17 protein-coding genes are annotated in these 18,153 nt (G+C 62.8%); 11 read left to right on the top strand and 6 right to left on the bottom strand.

The window, feature by feature from the left end; all coding sequences use genetic code 11:
- Nucleotides 1–103 precede the first annotated feature (103 nt).
- A complete protein-coding gene (locus tag CO656_RS11620) occupies nucleotides 104–1,444 on the bottom strand; it encodes an MFS transporter (RefSeq protein ID WP_097525978.1) in 1,341 nt (446 codons plus the stop codon).
- A gap of 272 nt (nucleotides 1,445–1,716) precedes the next feature.
- On the opposite strand from CO656_RS11620, the gene cyoA reads away from it, so the two are divergent.
- From cyoA to CO656_RS11595, 5 genes are all read left to right on the top strand, one after another.
- Nucleotides 1,717–2,877, top strand: coding sequence for a ubiquinol oxidase subunit II (gene cyoA / locus CO656_RS11615; RefSeq protein ID WP_097525865.1), 1,161 nt, complete (start codon nucleotides 1,717–1,719; stop codon nucleotides 2,875–2,877).
- 36 nt (nucleotides 2,878–2,913) lie between these two features.
- Nucleotides 2,914–4,917 carry a cytochrome o ubiquinol oxidase subunit I gene (gene cyoB / locus CO656_RS11610; RefSeq protein ID WP_097525864.1) on the top strand — a complete coding sequence of 668 codons (2,004 nt, stop codon included), beginning with the start codon at nucleotides 2,914–2,916 and terminating at the stop codon, nucleotides 4,915–4,917.
- A gap of 4 nt (nucleotides 4,918–4,921) precedes the next feature.
- Complete coding sequence (gene cyoC, locus CO656_RS11605) at nucleotides 4,922–5,551, top strand: cytochrome o ubiquinol oxidase subunit III (RefSeq protein WP_037419289.1); 630 nt, start codon at nucleotides 4,922–4,924, stop codon at nucleotides 5,549–5,551.
- The gene (gene cyoD, locus CO656_RS11600) at nucleotides 5,548–5,949 is read left to right on the top strand and encodes a cytochrome o ubiquinol oxidase subunit IV (RefSeq protein WP_097525863.1); all 402 of its coding nucleotides are present in this window, start codon (nucleotides 5,548–5,550) and stop codon (nucleotides 5,947–5,949) included. The genes cyoC and cyoD overlap by 4 nt, the downstream gene beginning before the upstream one ends.
- A gap of 206 nt (nucleotides 5,950–6,155) precedes the next feature.
- Nucleotides 6,156–6,917, top strand: coding sequence for an SURF1 family protein (locus CO656_RS11595; RefSeq protein ID WP_097525862.1), 762 nt, complete (start codon nucleotides 6,156–6,158; stop codon nucleotides 6,915–6,917).
- 15 nt (nucleotides 6,918–6,932) lie between these two features.
- Here the strand turns inward: CO656_RS11595 and CO656_RS30805 are convergent, their stop codons facing one another.
- Nucleotides 6,933–7,304 carry a hypothetical protein gene (locus CO656_RS30805; protein ID WP_245428523.1) on the bottom strand — a complete coding sequence of 124 codons (372 nt, stop codon included), beginning with the start codon at nucleotides 7,302–7,304 and terminating at the stop codon, nucleotides 6,933–6,935.
- A 163-nt stretch (nucleotides 7,305–7,467) separates the two neighbouring features.
- Between CO656_RS30805 and CO656_RS30800 the strand changes: the two genes are divergently transcribed.
- A complete protein-coding gene (locus tag CO656_RS30800) occupies nucleotides 7,468–7,716 on the top strand; it encodes a hypothetical protein (protein ID WP_245428521.1) in 249 nt (82 codons plus the stop codon).
- A 63-nt stretch (nucleotides 7,717–7,779) separates the two neighbouring features.
- Here the strand turns inward: CO656_RS30800 and CO656_RS11585 are convergent, their stop codons facing one another.
- The 3 genes from CO656_RS11585 to CO656_RS11575 all read right to left on the bottom strand — a co-directional run bounded on the left by CO656_RS11585 (nucleotide 7,780) and on the right by CO656_RS11575 (nucleotide 9,674).
- Entirely contained in the window at nucleotides 7,780–8,310 is a 531-nt protein-coding gene (locus CO656_RS11585) for a DUF992 domain-containing protein (RefSeq protein ID WP_097525861.1), read from the bottom strand.
- 222 nt (nucleotides 8,311–8,532) lie between these two features.
- Nucleotides 8,533–9,129 carry a DUF922 domain-containing Zn-dependent protease gene (locus CO656_RS11580; protein WP_097525860.1) on the bottom strand — a complete coding sequence of 199 codons (597 nt, stop codon included), beginning with the start codon at nucleotides 9,127–9,129 and terminating at the stop codon, nucleotides 8,533–8,535.
- 92 nt (nucleotides 9,130–9,221) lie between these two features.
- On the bottom strand, nucleotides 9,222–9,674 hold the full coding sequence (locus tag CO656_RS11575; protein ID WP_097525859.1) for an Lrp/AsnC family transcriptional regulator: 453 nt from the start codon (nucleotides 9,672–9,674) through the stop codon (nucleotides 9,222–9,224).
- Between the two features lie 131 nt (nucleotides 9,675–9,805).
- Between CO656_RS11575 and CO656_RS11570 the strand changes: the two genes are divergently transcribed.
- Nucleotides 9,806–10,855 carry an ornithine cyclodeaminase gene (locus CO656_RS11570; RefSeq protein WP_097525858.1) on the top strand — a complete coding sequence of 350 codons (1,050 nt, stop codon included), beginning with the start codon at nucleotides 9,806–9,808 and terminating at the stop codon, nucleotides 10,853–10,855.
- A gap of 41 nt (nucleotides 10,856–10,896) precedes the next feature.
- Here the strand turns inward: CO656_RS11570 and CO656_RS11565 are convergent, their stop codons facing one another.
- Entirely contained in the window at nucleotides 10,897–11,058 is a 162-nt protein-coding gene (locus CO656_RS11565) for a hypothetical protein (protein ID WP_097525857.1), read from the bottom strand.
- Between the two features lie 228 nt (nucleotides 11,059–11,286).
- Here CO656_RS11565 and CO656_RS11560 point away from each other — a divergent pair, with 228 nt between their 5' ends.
- The 4 genes from CO656_RS11560 to CO656_RS11545 all read left to right on the top strand — a co-directional run bounded on the left by CO656_RS11560 (nucleotide 11,287) and on the right by CO656_RS11545 (nucleotide 18,141).
- Nucleotides 11,287–12,825 (top strand): M10 family metallopeptidase C-terminal domain-containing protein, encoded by a 1,539-nt coding sequence (locus CO656_RS11560; protein WP_097525856.1) that lies wholly within the window; start codon nucleotides 11,287–11,289, stop codon nucleotides 12,823–12,825.
- A gap of 345 nt (nucleotides 12,826–13,170) precedes the next feature.
- Nucleotides 13,171–13,779, top strand: a complete 609-nt coding sequence (locus CO656_RS11555; RefSeq protein WP_097525855.1) for a TetR family transcriptional regulator — start codon at nucleotides 13,171–13,173, stop codon at nucleotides 13,777–13,779.
- Between the two features lie 40 nt (nucleotides 13,780–13,819).
- The gene (locus tag CO656_RS11550; protein ID WP_097525854.1) at nucleotides 13,820–14,959 is read left to right on the top strand and encodes an efflux RND transporter periplasmic adaptor subunit; all 1,140 of its coding nucleotides are present in this window, start codon (nucleotides 13,820–13,822) and stop codon (nucleotides 14,957–14,959) included.
- 29 nt (nucleotides 14,960–14,988) lie between these two features.
- On the top strand, nucleotides 14,989–18,141 hold the full coding sequence (locus CO656_RS11545; protein WP_097525977.1) for an efflux RND transporter permease subunit: 3,153 nt from the start codon (nucleotides 14,989–14,991) through the stop codon (nucleotides 18,139–18,141).
- Nucleotides 18,142–18,153 lie beyond the last annotated feature (12 nt).

Raw genomic sequence — 18,153 nt, 5'->3', positions numbered from 1 at the left:
GGCCCAGCCGTTTCACCGAACGGGGAGTGTAGCACGCCGTTTCCAGCCGGCACGGCAGCTCTACCAGAATCTCGTAAGCCTGGATCGGACCGGGTGCTATCTGCTATTCGTTGTGGATCTCGAGCGTCTTGCTGAAGACCAGCGCGGCGATGGTGCAAAGGGCGCCCGAAAGCAGGTAGTAGCCAGCGAAAGCCAGACCGAAACGGCTGGTCAGACCCAGCGCCACCAGCGGCGCGAACCCCGCGCCGATCAGCCAGGACAGGTCGGAGGTGAGCGCGGCACCCGTGTAGCGATAGGCCCGGCCGAAGCGCGATGCGACGGCACCGGCAGCCTGGCCGAAAGACAGGCCCAGAAGGCTGAAGCCGATGATCACGAAAGCATTCCTGCCGGCGACGCCCGCCTCGAGCAGCATCGGCGCGACAAAGCTGAAGATCGCGATCAGCACGGCGCAGACGCCGAGGTGATAGCGCCGGCCGATGCGGTCGGCGACGAGACCCGAGGTGACGATGGCAAGAATGCCGCAGATGGCTCCTACGAACTGCACGATCAGGAACGAGCTCGCGCCGTGATCCGTGTAAATTTCCACCCAGCCGAGCGGAAAGACGGTGACGAGATGGAAGAGTGCGAAGCTCGCAAGCGGCACGAAGGCGCCGATAAGCACGTTGCGCCCATGTAATCGCAGCACTTCGGTGACCCGCCTTGCCTGCAGCTCGTGCTCCTCAAGCAGGGTGCCGAATTCCTTCGTCATCACCAGGCGCAGCCGCGTGAAGAGCGCCACGACATTGATCGCGAAGGCGACGAAGAACGGATAGCGCCATCCCCAGCTGAGGAAATCGGCCTCGGACAGGGACATCAGGAAATAGGCAAAGAGCGCACTCGCCAGCATGAAGCCGATCGGCGCGCCGAGCTGCGGGATCATTGCATACCAGCCGCGGTGATGCTGCGGCGCATTGAGCGCCAGCAGCGAGGCGAGCCCGTCCCAGGCGCCGCCGAGCGCAAATCCCTGCCCCAGCCTGCAGATCGCCAGCATGATTATCGCCCAGCCCCCGAGCGTTGCATAACCCGGCAGGAAGGCAATCGAAGCGGTCGAGCCGCCGAGAATGAAGAGAGCGATGGTCAGCTTGACGCCGCGGCCATAGGTCCGGTCGACGGCCATGAAGACAAGGGAGCCGACGGGACGGGCGACAAAGGCCAGCGCGAAAATGGCGAAGGAATAGAGCGTTGCGGTCAGCCGGTCGGGCGCGAACGGAAAGAAAAGCTGCGGGAAGACGACAACGGAGGCAATGCCGTAAACGAAGAAGTCGAAGAATTCGGCGGCCCGGCCGATGACGACGCCGATGGCGATATTGCCTGCCGATACGGGCCGGTCGTCGTGCATGCGCCGCGCGTCTCGCTCCATCGAGGAAGACGACGGGCCGAGGGACTGCTGCGTCACACTTCTCATAAACAAAGCCTCCCGCTGCTCGGCGCCGGTCTGACGCGCGCCTCTCAAGGCGATGTTGATCAAAGACCGGATCATATCAAGTCTTGAATTGCGAAATTGCGGCTTGCCGTAGTAAAAATCCGGGTCCTCCGGGACACGATCACCGGCAGCCGACATGCCTCGACTCTACGCCGCAATGCACAAGAATGCTGCGGTGCGACCAAAAACCTCATACCGTTTGACTCACTCCTACTTTAGTCGCAGGGCGGTCGTCATCAGAAAGGGCTCAGAAAATGTCAGCATTTCTGAAGTTTCCCCGCCGCTTCGCCCTCGTGCCGCCGCTGCTGCTGCTTGCGGGCTGTGATCTCGTGGTCATGGCGCCCTCCGGCGACATAGCGACGCAACAGCGCGATTTGATCGTGATTTCCACGGTCCTGATGCTGCTGATCATCGTGCCGGTCATCTTCCTGACGCTTCTCTTCGCCTGGCGATACCGCCGGTCGAACACCAATGCCACCTATGATCCGGAATGGCATCATTCGACCGCGCTCGAAGTGGTGATCTGGTCGGCACCGCTCGCCATCATCATCGCGCTCGGCGCCGTCACCTGGATCAGCACCCACAAGCTCGATCCATACCGGCCGCTCGACCGGCTCGACGCCGCGCGGCCGATCCCGGCAGACGCGAAGCCGCTCACAGTGGAGGTCGTCGCGCTCGATTGGAAATGGCTGTTCTTCTACCCGGACCAGGGCATAGCGACCCTCAACGAGCTCGCCGCACCGGTGGACGTGCCGATCAATTTCAAGATCACCGCATCCTCGGTGATGAACTCATTCTACATCCCCGCCCTGGCCGGCCAGATCTACGCCATGCCGGGCATGCAGACGAAGCTGCATGCAGTCATCAACAAGCCTGGCGAATACGACGGCTTCTCGGCCAATTTCAGCGGCGACGGCTTCTCGCACATGCGCTTCAAGTTCCACGGCGTTGACCGGCAGGGCTTCGACGCCTGGGTCGCCCGCGTAAAATCGCAAGGCACGGCGCTCAACCGCGATGCCTATCTGAAGCTTGAAAAGCCCAGCGAGCGGGAGCCGGTCCGTTATTTCGCCACGGTCGAGGCGGGCCTCTACGACGCGATCCTCAACATGTGCGTGACGGCCGGCAAGATGTGCATGCACGAGATGATGCACATCGACGCCATGGGCGGCGCGGGCAAGGAAAGTGTCGAGAACCGGGGGCGTCTTGAATACGACAACAGGCACGCCCTCGAAGAGGGCGCCGCGGCTGCGACCTTTCCGGCCACCGGAACACCAGCGCGCAGCCAGGCGGAACCGCAGGGTACCGGCGGCGCCAACGAACCGATGCAGCACGACATGCCGGGAATGGGAGGGCACGAGGGGCATTCGATGCCCGACGGGGGCGGCGATCCCGCACCGCCGCAACTCAACCACTAACTCTGGCCGCTTGCGCTAACATTGAACGGGTTTCCCATGTTCTCCGATCCAGATCTCCTGAAGTTCGTCTTTGGCCGGCTGACCCTCGAGGCGATCCCCTATCACGAGCCGATCCTCGTCGCGACATTCGCCGCCGTCGTCATCGGCGGCATCGCGCTCCTCGGCCTGATCACCTATTACCGGTTCTGGGGAACGCTCTGGCGCGATTGGCTGACCAGCGTCGACCACAAGAAGATCGGCATCATGTATGTCATCCTGGCGCTGGTGATGCTGCTGCGGGGCTTCGCCGACGCAATCATGATGCGCCTGCAGCAGGCGATCGCCTTCGGCGGCTCGGAGGGTTACCTGCCGCCGCATCACTACGACCAGATCTTCACCGCCCATGGCGTCATCATGATCTTCTTCATGGCGATGCCTTTCGTCACCGGACTCATGAACTTCGTCGTGCCGCTGCAGATCGGCGCACGCGACGTTTCCTTCCCGTTCCTCAACAATTTCAGCTTCTGGATGACGACCGCCGGCGCGATCATCATCATGCTGTCGCTCTTCGTCGGCGAGTTCGCGCGCACCGGCTGGCTCGCCTATCCACCGCTCTCGGGCGCCGACTACAGTCCCGGTGTCGGCGTCGACTATTACATATGGGGCCTGCAGGTGGCCGGCATCGGTACGACGCTCTCCGGCATCAACCTGATCGCCACCATCGTCAAGATGCGCGCCCCCGGCATGACGATGATGAAGATGCCGGTCTTCACCTGGACGTCGCTCTGCACCAACGTGCTGATCGTCGCGACCTTCCCGGTGCTGACCGCGACGCTCGCGCTGCTTACGCTCGACCGCTACGCCGGCACGAACTTCTTCACCAACGACCTCGGCGGCGATCCGATGATGTATGTGAACCTCATCTGGATCTGGGGCCACCCGGAGGTCTACATCCTCGTGCTGCCAGCCTTCGGCATCTTCTCGGAGGTCGTCGCCACCTTCTGCGGCAAGCGGCTCTTCGGCTACGCCTCGATGGTCTATGCGACGGTGGTCATTACCATCCTCTCCTATATCGTCTGGCTGCATCACTTCTTCACCATGGGCTCGGGCGCCAGCGTCAACGCCTTCTTCGGCATCACGACGATGATCATCTCGATCCCAACCGGCGCGAAGATGTTCAATTGGCTCTTCACCATGTATCGCGGTCGCATCCGCTACGAGGTGCCGATGCTGTGGACCGTCGGCTTCATGGTGACTTTCGTCATCGGCGGCATGACCGGCGTCCTGCTCGCCGTCCCGCCGGCCGATTTCGTGCTGCACAACTCGCTGTTCCTCATCGCCCACTTCCATAACGTCATCATCGGCGGCGTCGTCTTCGGGCTGATGGCCGGCGTCTACTACTGGTTCCCGAAGGCCTTCGGCTTCAGGCTCGATCCGTTCTGGGGCAAGATGTCCTTCTGGTTCTGGCTGAGTGGCTTCTACTTCGCCTTCATGCCGCTCTACGTGCTCGGCCTGATGGGGGTCACCCGCCGCGTCAGCCAGTTCGAGGACCCGTCGCTGCAGATCTGGTTCGTGATCGCTGCCTTCGGCGCCTTCCTGATCGCGCTCGGCATCCTGTCGCTCCTCGTCCAGTTCGTCGTCAGCTTCATCCGGCGCGAAGAACTGCGCGACACGACCGGCGACCCCTGGGATGCCCGCACCCTCGAATGGTCTACCGCCTCGCCGCCGCCGGACTACAACTTCGCCTTCACCCCCATCGTCCACGACCAGGATTCCTGGTGGGATATGAAGAAGCGCGGCCACAGCCGGCCGCTTGCCGGCTTCAAGCCGATCCATATGCCGAAGAACACCGGCACTGGCGTCATTCTTGGCGCGCTCAGCGTCGCCTTCGCCTTCGGCATGATCTGGTACATCTGGTGGCTCGCCGGCCTCTCCTTCGTCGCCATGGTCGCGATCGCGATCGGCCACACCTTCAACTACGACCGCGATTTCTACATCCCGGCCGATGTCGTCACCGAAACCGAGGGCAAGCGCACCGAAATGCTTGCCAGCGAGGTGTAAGACAATGACCGAGTTTACCGACCACTCCGTGCGCGAGGGCCAGGCGCCCACCTTCTATCTGAAGGAGGAGCATCATCCCGAAGGGAGCACGATGCTCGGCTTCTGGCTCTACCTGATGAGCGACTGCCTGATCTTCGCGGTGCTTTTCGCCACCCATGGCGTGCTCGGCCGCAATTATGCGGCCGGCCCCTCGCCTGCCGATCTCTTCGACCTGCCGCTCGTCGCCGTGAACACGTCAATGCTGCTCTTCTCCTCGATCACCTATGGCTTCGCCATGCTGGAGATGGAGAAGGCCAACAGGAATTCGACGCTCGCCTGGATGGCGGTCACCGCCCTCTTCGGCATCGCCTTCGTCGGGCTCGAACTCTACGAGTTCGCGCACATGATTCACGAGGGAGCCGGACCGCAGCGCAGTGCGTTCCTGTCTTCTTTCTTTACGCTCGTCGGCACGCACGGCCTGCACGTGACCTCCGGCATCGTCTGGATGTTCGTGCTGATGGCCCAGGTGGCGAAACACGGCCTGATCGCCGAAAACAAACGTCGCCTAATGTGCCTGTCGATGTTCTGGCACTTCCTCGACGTCGTGTGGATCGGCGTCTTCTCCTTCGTCTATCTGATGGGAGTTCTCGGATGAGCATGCACGCACCGCCGCACGAGGATGCATTTGAAGCCCATCATGGCCACAGCCACGGCCACGACGCCGGCCACGGCACCCTGAAAAGCTACATCACCGGCTTTGTCCTCTCCGTCATCCTGACCGCCATTCCCTTCTGGCTGGTGATGGCCGATGTCCTCGTCAGCCCGGTGTTGACGGCAGTCATCATCATGGCACTCGGCGCCGTCCAGATCGTCGTGCACATGATCTTCTTCCTGCACATGAACACGCGCTCGGAAGGCGGCTGGACTATGATGGCGCTGATCTTCACCATCGTGCTGGTCGCCATCACGCTCTCCGGTTCGCTTTGGGTCATGCATCATCTCGACGTGAACATGATGCCGATGAGCCCTGAGATGATGAGGAACATGCCGTAAGGCAGCGGACGTCCATCTTCTGCCCTTGGTTGTCCTTTTTTCTCCTCGGGTTTAGCCCGAGGACTAGCCCTCTCCCCGCGCGCGGGGAGAGGGCCGAGACGGCGCTGCGAGTCTCCTTCGCCCGCTTGCGGGGAGAAGGAGGTCGGCAGGCCGGATGAGCGATGAACCCCTTAGGTTCGTATCCCGAGCCGACACGGCGGCACTCCATGATCAATCCCAAGGACGACACCGCACCCAGCCGTCGCTCCCGGACATCGCTCATTGCGGTGAGTTTCCTCGGCCTCCTGCTGATCGCCGGCCTGCTGGCGCTCGGCACATGGCAGGTCGGACGGCTCTCCTGGAAGAGCGATCTCATTGCCCGTGTCGAACAACGTATCCACGCGGCGCCCGTACCCCCGCCTTCCCGAAGCGATTGGCCGAACGTCAGCCGGGCCCGCGACGAGTACCGGCGCGTACGGGTCCGTGGGCAGTTCCTCTACGACAAGGAGACGCTGGTCTATGCAGCAACCGAGCTCGGGGCCGGCTATTGGGTGATGACCCCGCTCGCGCTCGACGACGGCACGACGGTGCTCGTCAATCGCGGCTTCGTGCCTACCGACAAGCGCGAGGCTTCGTCACGGATGCAGAGCCAAGTCGAGGTCGATGCGGAGGTGACGGGCCTGATGCGCATGGATGAACCGAAGGGCTCGCTGCTGCGCTCGAACAGGCCTGAGGAGGAGCGCTGGTACTCCCGGGACGTCGGCGCGATCGCCGCGGCCCGCCGCCTTTCCGGTGTTGCGCCCTATTTTATCGACGCCGATGTCTCACCCAACCCCGGCGGCCTCCCCGTCGGCGGTCTGACACGTGTCGCCTTCCCCAACAATCACCTCGTCTACGCCATCACCTGGTTCTGCCTGGCTCTAATGAGCGCCGCGATGCTGATCCTCTTCTGGCGCTCGGCTGCAAGAGCCAACCGTGACGCGTCGTGAGCAAAGGCGCGCTCCTCACAATCGCTGAAGCAGGTAAAGAACATAGCCGTAGCTGTCGCCGGCCGCTTTGAAGACCTCGATCTCCTTCAATGTCTCCTGCGCGAAGGCCCTCACCGCGGCATCTTCATGACCGGCGAGCGCCGTTGCACGCGGCTCGAGCACTTCGTAGTAGTCGTCGATCCAGGCCGCTTGCGACAGGGTGCGGGTCCTCAACACGCGGTAGCCCGCCTCTTCGGCGAGGCCGACGTTCTCGGTGGCCAGTTTCATGTCGGGATAGCCGGTACGGAAGAAGTCGCGCGCCGCGGCCGGCGGCACCTCGCTCAACCAGGCGAGTTCGCTGATGACGACGAAGCCGCCAGGACGCAGCGCCGCAGCCCCACCGCGCAAGCGCCTTGGCAAAGCCGATATTGTAGGCGGCGCCCTCCGACCAGAGCAGGTCGATCGAAGAGAAGACGGCCGGTATGTCACCCATGTCCATGCAATGCGGCTGGATCAGCGGTGCAACGCCGGCGTCTTCGGCGCGTCGCTGCAATTCATCGAGGAACGGTCGATGCGAGTCGACCGCATGGATGGTGACCCCGAGCGCCTTGGCCAGCACCAGGGTCTGCCGACCTGCGCCGCAGCCTGCGTCGACGACGAGGCCGAAATGGCCTTTCGGCAGGCTATGCAGGGCCCGCAGCGTGTCGGCGTCGCTGCCGGGCCCGAGCTTTGCCATCCCGCCGAAAAGGAGTTCAAGCGGATCGAGAGCAGCCATGCTTCACCCCGCGCCATGTTCGATCACCATGGTTTCAGTCGATAAGACCGTAAACCATGATGATCGAATGGTCGCCGCAAGGCGACCGGGACGAAAGCTTGAGGCCGCTCAATTGACGGAGTTGAGGGTCATCGACGTTCCGGCGGCGGCGACGTTCAGCCCGAGCTGCCCGGTGACGCTGACGGTCTGGAGGTGAATCGAGCCGGACGTGCCGCCGACGAGCACATTGGCACCCACGCCGGCACCGACGGTTGCCTCGGCGGTCGCGCCCTTGTAGAGGCCGCTCAGCGAGCCGTGGTGATAGCCGGCCGTCGGCGCGAAGACGGCCCAGAGAAGCCGGCTGCGCATGGTAAAGCCGATATCGACGCCGAGCTTGCGGATTTCGCCGGTATAGCGATCCTCGATCTCATCGCCGCCAAGGGAGCGGAAGACGCACTCTATCTCTTTCGACGATCCGAGAACATAGCCGGCGCCACCGCCGATATCGCATTCCAGATAACCGATCTTGACGCCGTCCTGCTCGTCCAGCGCCGGGGGTGGCGCGGGCTCTCGATAGGGAGCGAGGTCGGCTGCATGGGCGGCGAAGCCGACGAAAGACAGAGAAGCTGCGGAAAGGGCGGCGACAAGATTCCTGTGCATGCATGACTCCCTTCTCGGACCGGCGGAGAGGCTCGCCCTTCCGACACAAATTCAGCATTGGACAGCCCGCATCGCCACGAAAGGTGGACGACGCACGCGTGTAACGCCGCGGCACAGTTCAACTCCATTGAGACAATTCGGGGGCGTGTTTGTGGCCGTCACCAGCTTTTTGCGTGCATCTATTGCGGCTTACGGCGCGCTGCCCCCGTGGCGGACGAGCCTCTATCCGCCGTTCACCAGATTGAGGATCAGCTGGTGAACCTTGCCGCCGTCGCTGAGTTCCGCGCGGTCGAAATCTCGGCTCTGCTGGCGCTGGGCGTTGGAGAGCGCCCCGAGCCGCTTGGTCATTTCCGACTTGATCTTGCGGCATTGCGGGTCGGCGGGAACGGTGAGCCCGACAGTTGCGGCCTCGATCTTCTTCACCATGTCCTTGATGAAATCGCCATGCACCAATTCGTGCTCATGGACGCCGTCGATGAAGGTTTCCCAGTGCTCCCGCGTGCCTGCCGGCAGGGGCTTGGAGGGTTTCGGCAGGGTATAGGTGATCGCAAGCTTCGGCAGCGCCGACACGAGAACGCAGGCATCGCCGTGAGCCTCGTATTTTCGCGACCAGGTCAGCTTGAAGCTCGTATGCGCGATGGCGCGCGTTGGCCCGAGCTTCGGACCGTGCTCGCCGATCGATGCATAGAGCTCCGGGCCGGATTGCCCGGTTATCGCGTAGTTCTTCACCGTCTCGACCGCCTGCCAGTCCGCGTTGGCTGGCGAGGACAATGATCCCAGACAGGCCAGCAGGAGAAAGGGCCGATTGCCTGTATTCACGCGATTATTCCCCACCCCGGACTTCCGTTGATTGCGGCCGGAACCTAATTGGCGGGCGCTCGGCTTTCAACTGCCGATATCGTAGGACCCGCTCAAACACTGCTCAGGAGAAGACTGGTTTCGCTGTTGGCGACGCCGTCGATCATCCGCACCTCGCGCAAGATGCGGTCGAATTCGGAAAGGTTCGCAGCGCGAATATTGGCGACCAGGTCCCAATTGCCGTTCGTCGTGTGCAGCTTATGGATTTCGGGAATGCCGCGCAGCTTGCGGATGACCTGGGTCGTCGATTTCCCGACGACCTCGATCATCATCACCGCCTGGACGGTGTTCAGGTCGTAGTCCTCGCGGACACGCACAGTAAACCCCATCAGAGTTCCCGTTTCCAGCAGCCGATCCAGTCGGTTCTGCACCGTTCCGCGCGCGACGCCGAGCGCATCGGAGAGCTTGGAGAGCGAAGCCCGGCCATCGACGCGCAGGTGGGCAATGATCCGCCGGTCGAGATCATCCGGCGCGTATTTTGCGGTTGCTCTGTCTGTCGCTGTCATTGGATAAATTGCGCAATCGGGCCGGCAAAATTGCTCAGTGGGATGACGATAATAGCACAGCTTTGCGCTTTCGACCAGCAGCGCCTGCCATTACTCTCTCGGGATAGCCCGCACATGCAGGAGGAACCGCGATGCTTTCACCGCTCCCGTCAGCCAGGGCGATGGTGCCCTTCGTCAGCGTCGAGAACATGATGCATCTCGTCCACCACCTGGGCATCGAGACCGTTCTGGCGGAGCTCACGGAGGCAATCGAGGCCGATTTCCGCCGGTGGGAGAGCTTTGACAAGACGCCGCGCGTCGCCAGCCATTCGCGCGACGGCGTGATCGAGTTGATGCCGACCTCCGACGGCGCCGTCTACAGCTTCAAATATGTCAACGGCCATCCCAAGAACATCGTCGACGGGCTGCAGACCGTGACCGCCTTCGGGCTCCTTGCCGAAGTTTCGACCGGCTATCCGGTGCTGCTCACGGAAATGACGATGCTGACGGCGCTGAGAACCGCCGCGACCTCGGCGATGGCTGCGCGCCACCTGGCACCAAAGGGCGCGCGCACCATGGCGATGATCGGCAACGGCGCCCAGGCCGAGTTCCAGGCACTGGCGATGAAGGCCGTCTGCGGCATCGACACCGTCCGCCTTTACGACGTCGATCCTCGCGCAACCGAGAAGACGGCACGCAACCTGGCTGGCTCGGGCCTCGAGATCGTCTCCTGCACGACCGCCCAGACTGCGATCGAGGGGGCCGGGATCATAACCACCTGTACGGCCGACAAGCAGTTCGCAACGATCCTCACCGACAACATGGTGGGCGCCGGCGTCCATATCAATGCGATCGGCGGCGACTGCCCGGGCAAGACGGAACTGCACCGCGACATCCTGTTCCGCTCGGACGTCTTCGTTGAATATCCGCCGCAGACCCGCATCGAGGGCGAGATCCAGCAGATGGCAGCGGACTTCCCGGTGACCGAGCTCTGGAAGGTCGTGACGGGCGCCGCACCCGGCCGCCGCGATGCAAGGCAGATCACGCTGTTCGACAGCGTCGGCTTCGCCATCGAGGATTTTTCGGCGCTCCGCTACGTGCGCGACCGGCTGTCCGGCACGGGCTTCTATCAAAATCTCGACATGATCGCCGATCCGGACGATCCCCGCGACCTGTTCGGCATGCTGCTACGCGCGAAATGAGCGGACAAACGCAACGACAGCTGGCCTCGCCGCCTACTGCGCTACTGCTTCTTGAGCCGCGCCAGCGCTTCTGCCGCGTCCTTGACCAATGAATGATCCGGATGGCGCCGGATGAAGCGCTCATAGGCTTCCACGGTATCCTCCGCCCTCACCGTCTCGAACTCCGCCCGGACGGCCGCCTCGTGATCCGGAGGCTTCTGCATGTCCACCCCGCTTGCTTTGGCCGTACCTGACGCTATAGGTGCAACACACAGCGCCGCTACAATCACGGCGGCAAGACACGACAGCAACCTGATGATCGGCACGTTTCTCTCCAATCTTATCGAGTTCGTTACAACAATCGTAGGCATTCGGAGCCTAACGTCGCCGGCACGATCTGCATTTTATGAGCGCGAGACAACGGCCCCGCGCTTTTCTGGTGGGAATTCAGCATGAGCGGTACCGGCAAAACCGGCAAGACCTTGAACACGACCGGCAACAGTTTGATCGACGGCGTGCTGTCGGGCTACGCCTGGACCGGGCCGATCACCTATGCCTTCCCGGCATCGAAGAGCAGCTACAGCTATAGCGGCGAGAAGGACAATGGCTTTGCCGCGGTCTCGCAGGCGCAGATAGACGCCGCGCTGTTCGCGATGGAGCAAACCTTCGGCTCAACCGCCAATGACGGCTTCTCCGTCGAGGGCTTCACCAATGCCGACTTCACCTCCGGAAGCGCATCCAGCGCGACAATCCGGTTTGCGCAGTCGACCCTGCCCTCGACCGCCTGGGCGTATCTGCCGGGCGCCTATGCCGAAGCCGGCGACATCTGGTTTGGGAAGACCTATGCCGGCACCATCTACGACTACAGCAAGCCGGTTGCCGGAAATTATGCCTGGCACACGCTCATCCACGAACTCGGCCATGCGCTTGGCCTGAAGCACGGGCATGAACAAGAGGGAGCCTTCCAGCCTCTGCCTGCCCAGTACGATTCGATCGAATATTCGATCATGACCTATAGCGGCTATGTTGGAGCAGGCGAGGCTTACTACTACGAACAATACGGCGCGCCGCAAACGTTCATGATGGCTGACATTGCGGCGCTGCAGGAAATGTACGGCGCGGATTTCAGCACCAACAGCGGCAATACGGTCTACAAGTGGACGCCCAATAGCGGCGCGACGCTCGTGAATGGCGCAGTCGGCATTGCTCCCGGTGCCAATCGGATTTTCGCGACCATATGGGATGGCGGCGGCAACGACACCTACGATCTCTCGGCATATGCAACGGGCCTCAAGATCGACCTGCGTCCAGGCAAGGCCTCGACCTTCAGCATCGACCAGCTCGCCTGGCTCGGTGGCGGTTCCAACAGCGGCTTTGCCGCCGGCAACATCTTCAACGCGCTGCTCTATCACGGCGATACGCGCTCGCTGATCGAGAACGTCAAAGGAGGTTCGGCCGGCGACACCATCACCGGCAATCAGGCGGCCAACCGGCTGTGGGGCAACAGTGGCAATGACACACTGAGTGGCGATTCCGGCAACGATACACTTTACGGCGGCTCGGGCGCCGACAAGCTCTATGGTGGCAACGGCAATGATACTTTGTACGGCGAATCGAACAATGATGTGCTCTATGGCGGTGGCGGCGCCGACAAGCTAACCGGCGTGAGCGGCGCCGACACATTCCAGTTCAAGTCAGTGGCGGACAGCACCGTCGCCACGTCGGGCCGCGATACGATATACGACTTCCTGGCCTCGGCATCCGATCGGATCGATCTTTCCGCAATCGACGCCAACACAACCACCACTGGAAACCAGGCCTTCAGCTTCGTTGGAACCGCCGCTTTCAGCGGCAAGAAGGGCGAGTTGCGCTACGACCGCGCTGCCTCCGACACCTATATCTACGGCGACGTCAACGGCGACAAGAAGGCCGACTTAGCCATCCATCTCGATGATGCCGTGACGCTGCAGAAGGGCTACTTCGTCCTCTAGGGAGAAGGTAAGCCCCGCTCGCCAGCGAAACCCGCTTGCGCGGCCGAGCCCTTGTCTCGCAACGGCGGCGCACTGCCTCGCAAGCGACCTTGCCGGAGGAGCTGACGCTCCTCGGCGGCAATCGGTATTGCCAGTCCTCCGTTAAGAGCGACCATCCGCAGCGCCTCCCGTTTTATCCATCGTACGATTTTGTCTCCGCGCTCGCTCAGGCCAGATCACCGCAATCGTGCTTCTCCCCAGCCGTCCCTGCACAGCAAATCACGCGGCGCGCACGATTGACAAGTGTCGCCTGTCGGATTATGACTGACGAAATTCGAAAATCGTCACTCATCACGAATGCGAGCCATGAGCGCACCGGCAGAAAGCAGCATCGACACGCCCCGGCAGGAAAACGTCGCGCGGATCCTCGATTCCGCCGAGCGTCTTTTCCGGCATTACGGCTATACCAAAACGAATGTGGCCGACATCGCGCGCGACCTCGGCATGTCGCCGGCCAACATCTACCGCTTCTTCAGCTCCAAGACCGAGATCCATCAGGCGCTTTGCGCGCGGATGCTGGAGGCGAGCTATCAGCAGGCCTACGAAATTTCCCGCCTCCCCGTGAGTGCTACCGAGCGCCTGCGACATTACGTGCTGGCACAGCACAAGACGACCGTGGAGACCATGCTCGACGAGCAAAAGGTCCACGAGATGGTGGTCGTGGCGATCGAACAGGAATGGCACGTCATCGAGAAACATCTCGACCGCATTGATAAGCTTCTCGCCGGCATCATCCGCGGTGGCATCGAGGCCGGCGAATTCGCCGAGCAGGACGCTGAGGTCGCCGCCCGATGCTTCGGCGCGAGCATCGTCACCCTCTGTCATCCGCAGATCGTCGCGCAATGTCTTGCGAAGGAGAACCGCCCGACACCCGACGAACTGATCGAGTTCGCCATCAAGGCGCTGAAGAAATAAGGCAGCCGCGCTGCCAGATACCGGATCAGGAGTCCGAACGATGTTTTCACCGAGAGCTTACAATCGGCCGCTCTTCGCCCATGTCCTGGCCCTAGCCGCGCTTGCCGCCATGCTCTCCGGTTGCTCGGAGGAGAAGGCGGAAACGAAGGAGACCATACGGCCGGTCAAGGTGGTCGAGATTGCCGCCACGGGCGAGGCTCGTCGGCTCGATTATTCCGGTACCGTGAAGGCGCGCACCGAGATGAATCTCGGCTTCCGGGTCGGCGGCAAGATCACCGAACGGCGCGTCAATGTCGGCGACCGGGTGAAGCCGGGCGACCTTCTCGCGCGCATCGATTCGACCGACTATGAACTTGCCGTGAGAAGCGCCGAGGCGACGCTCTTCGCCGCCGAAAAGCAGGTGCAGACGACGTCCCTGACGAAGGAGCGGGCCGAGCAGCTCTTCACCAGGTCTTTTTCCTCGAAAGCCGAGCTGGACCAGGCGGCTTTGCTCTATGATCAGGCGGTCTCCACGCGCGACGCGGCCGCCTCGAGCCTGAGCCAGGCGAAAAACCAGGTCACGTATGCGGATCTCAAGTCGGACCAGAACGGCATCGTGACGGCGATCAATGCTGATGTCGGCCAGGTCGTCGGCACCGGCACCCCGGTCGTGACCGTCGCCGTCGACGGCGAGAAGGAGATCGAGGTGGCGGTTCCGGAAATGGACATTGCCGAGTTCAAGCCGGGCAAAACGGTCGAAGCGCGCTTCTGGTCGAACGACAGGCTGACCCTTGACGGCCATGTGCGCGAAGTCTCGGGCAGCGCGGATCGGCAGTCCCGGACATTCTCGGTACGCGTGAGCCTGCCTAGCGATTCCCGTATTCTGCTCGGCATGACCGCGACCGTCGAGGCCGCGGCCGCCGGTTCAGAGAGCCTCGTCGCCATTCCCCTGAGCGCGCTTGCGCAGAAAGACGGAAAGGACATCGTCTGGGTGGTCGATCGCGGCGCCTCGACCGTGCATGCCCGCCCCGTCCGGCTCGTCGACTATGCCGGCGAACAGGTGCGCGTCGCCGAAGGGTTGCGGCCGGGCGATCTCGTCGTCGCCGCCGGCACGCAATTCATGGCCGAAGACCTGAAGGTCAAGCTGCCCCTCGCCGAGCAGCAATCGGCCCGCGCAGAAACGGGCGAAATCGTCCGCTAAGACCAATCAAGCAGAACGGAAACATGCCGATGCACGCCTCCACCGGGGACAAGAAACCGTTCAACCTGTCGCGCTGGGCGATCGGTCATCCGAGCATCGCGCGCTTCCTTTTCGGACTGATCATCATTACCGGCGTGCTCGGCCTCGTTCGCATGGGGCAGCGCGAAGATCCGGAATTCACCTTCCGCACCATGGTCGTGCAGGCCGTCTGGCCCGGCGCCTCGATAGAGGAGATGCAGGACCAGGTCGTCAACAAGATCGAACGCAAGCTGCAGGAGACGCCGCATCTCGATTTCGTCCGGTCCTACACCCGCGCCGGCAGCGCCGTCATCACCCTGCAGATCGAGGGCGACACCAACGCCGACGACGTTGCCGATGCCTTCTACCAGGTGCGCAAGAAGGTGGGCGATATCGCCAACGAGCTGCCGGACGGCGTCCTCGGCCCCTATTTCAACGACGAATTCGGCGATACGTTCATCACGCTCCACGCGATCAGCGGCGACGGCTACAGCTATCCCGAACTGAAGCGCTTCGCGACCGAGGGCCGCGACATGCTCTTGACCACACCGGGCGTCGAGAAGGTCGTCATCCTCGGCGACCAGCCGCAGAAGATCTACATCGATGTCTCCTCCAAGCTGCTCGCCGCGCGCGGGCTGACCCTCAATGACTTGCGCAACGCCGTCGCCGGACAGAACAATGTCGACCCCGCCGGCAGCGTCGAGACGGGCATCCGCTCGGTGCGCATTTCCGTCGACGGGGATGTGAAACGCGCCGAGGATATCCGCGAGCTGAGGCTGCGCGCCGGCAACGAGACGATCCGGCTTGGCGACATCGCCACCGTCACCTCCGGGCTCGAAGACCCCTATTCGCGCAAATTCCGCTTCAATGGCCACGACAGCGTCCAGATCGGCGTGGTGATGGCCAAGGGGCACAAGGTCACCGATGTCGGCAAGGCTGTCGAGGCGACCTATGAACGCTTCGGATCCTCCCTTCCCTATGGTGTAGCGGTCGAGCAGATCTCGAACCAGCCGGAGGTCGTGACCGAGGCGATCAGCGAATTCAGCCATGCGCTTGTCGAGGCGCTGATCATCGTGCTCGTCGTCTCGTTCCTGTCGATCGGCTGGCGTTCGGGCCTGGTAATCGCCGTCGCCATCCCGCTGGTGCTCGCCGCCACCTTCGCGATCATGTACGAGCTCGGCATCGACCTGCAGCGCATTTCGCTCGGGGCGTTGATCATCGCGCTCGGCCTGCTCGTCGACGACGCGATGATCGTCGTCGAACTGATGGAGCGGAAGCTCGAGGAGGGGCTCGTGAAGATCGAGGCGGCGAGCTTTGCCTATTCCTCCACCGCCTTCCCGATGCTGACGGGCACGCTGATCACCACGGCCGGCTTCATTCCCGTCGGCTTCGCGGAATCGACCGCGGGCGAATATGTTCGCTCACTCTTCTACGTCGTCGGCATCGCGCTCGTCGTCTCCTGGTTCGTAGCGGTCTATTTCACGCCCTGGCTCGGCTACATGATTCTGAAGCAGCGCCACCATGCGGGAACCCACCACGACGCCTTCGACACCCGTTTCTATCGGCGTCTCCGTGCAACCGTCGGCTGGGCCGTGCGCCATCGCGTCCTCGTGCTCGTCCTGACGCTCGTTACCTTCATGGGAAGCCTCTGGGCGTTCCAGTTCATTCCGAAGAACTTCTTCCCGCAGTCGTCGCGGCCGGAAATCCTGGTCGACCTCTGGCTGCCGGAGGGCACGAGCATCCAGGAAGTCGAAAGACAGGCCAAGGCGCTCGAGGCGCGCATGATGGACGACGAGGACAAGCGCTTCATCGCCACCTATATCGGCGAAGGCATACCGCGCTTCTTCCTGCCGCTCGACCAACAGCTGCGCAATCCCAACTTCGCGCAGCTCCTGGTTATGGCAAAGGACGAGCCTGCCCGCGAACGGCTGATCGTCAAATTGCGCTCGATCCTCGCCGACGACTTCCCCTCGATACGCGCCAAGGTCGACCGTCTTTTCCTCGGTCCGCCGACCGGCTGGCCGGTGCAGATCCGGGTCATGGGGCCGGATCGCCAGGAGGTGCGGCGCATCGCCGATCAGGTGAAGGCGAAGTTTTACGAAAGCCCGCTGCTCGGTGCGATTCATGACGACTGGCTGGAACCCGTGCCGGCGATGAAGCTGGTGATCGACCAGGATCGCGCCCGCGCGCTGGGCGTCACCTCACAGCGCATCCGCCAGATGCTGCAGGCGGCGATGTCCGGCGTGCCGCTCGACGATTTCCGAGACGGCGAAGAGACCGTCTCGATCGTGGCGCGCGAGCCGGACGGAAACCGCCAGCTGCTTTCGGCCGTCAACTCGGTCTATGTGCCGACGGATTTCGGCAGCTTCGTGCCCGTCTCCCAGTTGGCCAAGGTGGTTCCGGTCATGGAGCAGGGCATCGAATGGCGGCGCGACCGACTGCCGACCATCACGGTGCGGGCAACGCTCCCGGACGGCATCCAGCCGAACGACGTGACCCTCAAGCTCTATGACGAACTTCAGGGCCTGCGCGACGGGCTCGCCCCGAACTACAAGGTCGAGATCCAGGGCGGTGCGGAAGACAGTGCCGAGAGCCAGGCATCGATCGTCGCCAAGGCGCCGATCATGCTGCTCGTCATCGTCGTCCTGCTGATGGCCCAACTCCAGCACTTCGGCAAGTCGATGCTGGTGCTCGCAACCGGGCCGCTCGGCATCATCGGTGCGGCTGCGGCGCTGCTCATCAGCGGCGCACCCTTCGGATTCGTCGCCATCCTCGGCGTCATTGCGCTGCTCGGCATCATCATCCGCAATTCGATCATCCTGATCGACCAGATCGACCAGGACATTGCGGCGGGCATGGAGCGCTTGGAGGCGATCATCGGCGCAGCGGTACGGCGTTTCCGGCCGATCGTGCTGACGGCGCTGACCGCAGTGCTCGCGCTGATCCCGATCTCGCGCGGCGTGTTCTGGGGACCGCTTGCCTATGCGATGATGGGCGGCATCCTGGTGGCGACGGTGCTGACGATCCTGGTGCTGCCGGCCGGCTACGCGTTGTTTTTCGGCAGGGAGCCCAAGGCGGCCGAGCCCGAAGGCGAAACCGTCGAGGCGACCACGGCGGCGATCGAGGACAACTCCGCCTATCCTGCGCCGATCGCCGCCGAATGACCTGCGGGCTCA

Origin of the sequence: Sinorhizobium sp. FG01 (assembly GCF_002531875.1) — a bacterium.
Lineage (GTDB): Bacteria > Pseudomonadota > Alphaproteobacteria > Rhizobiales > Rhizobiaceae > Sinorhizobium > Sinorhizobium fredii_C.
The sequence above is the reverse complement of the archived record's forward strand: the minus strand, read 5'-3'. Positions and strand labels throughout refer to the sequence as shown.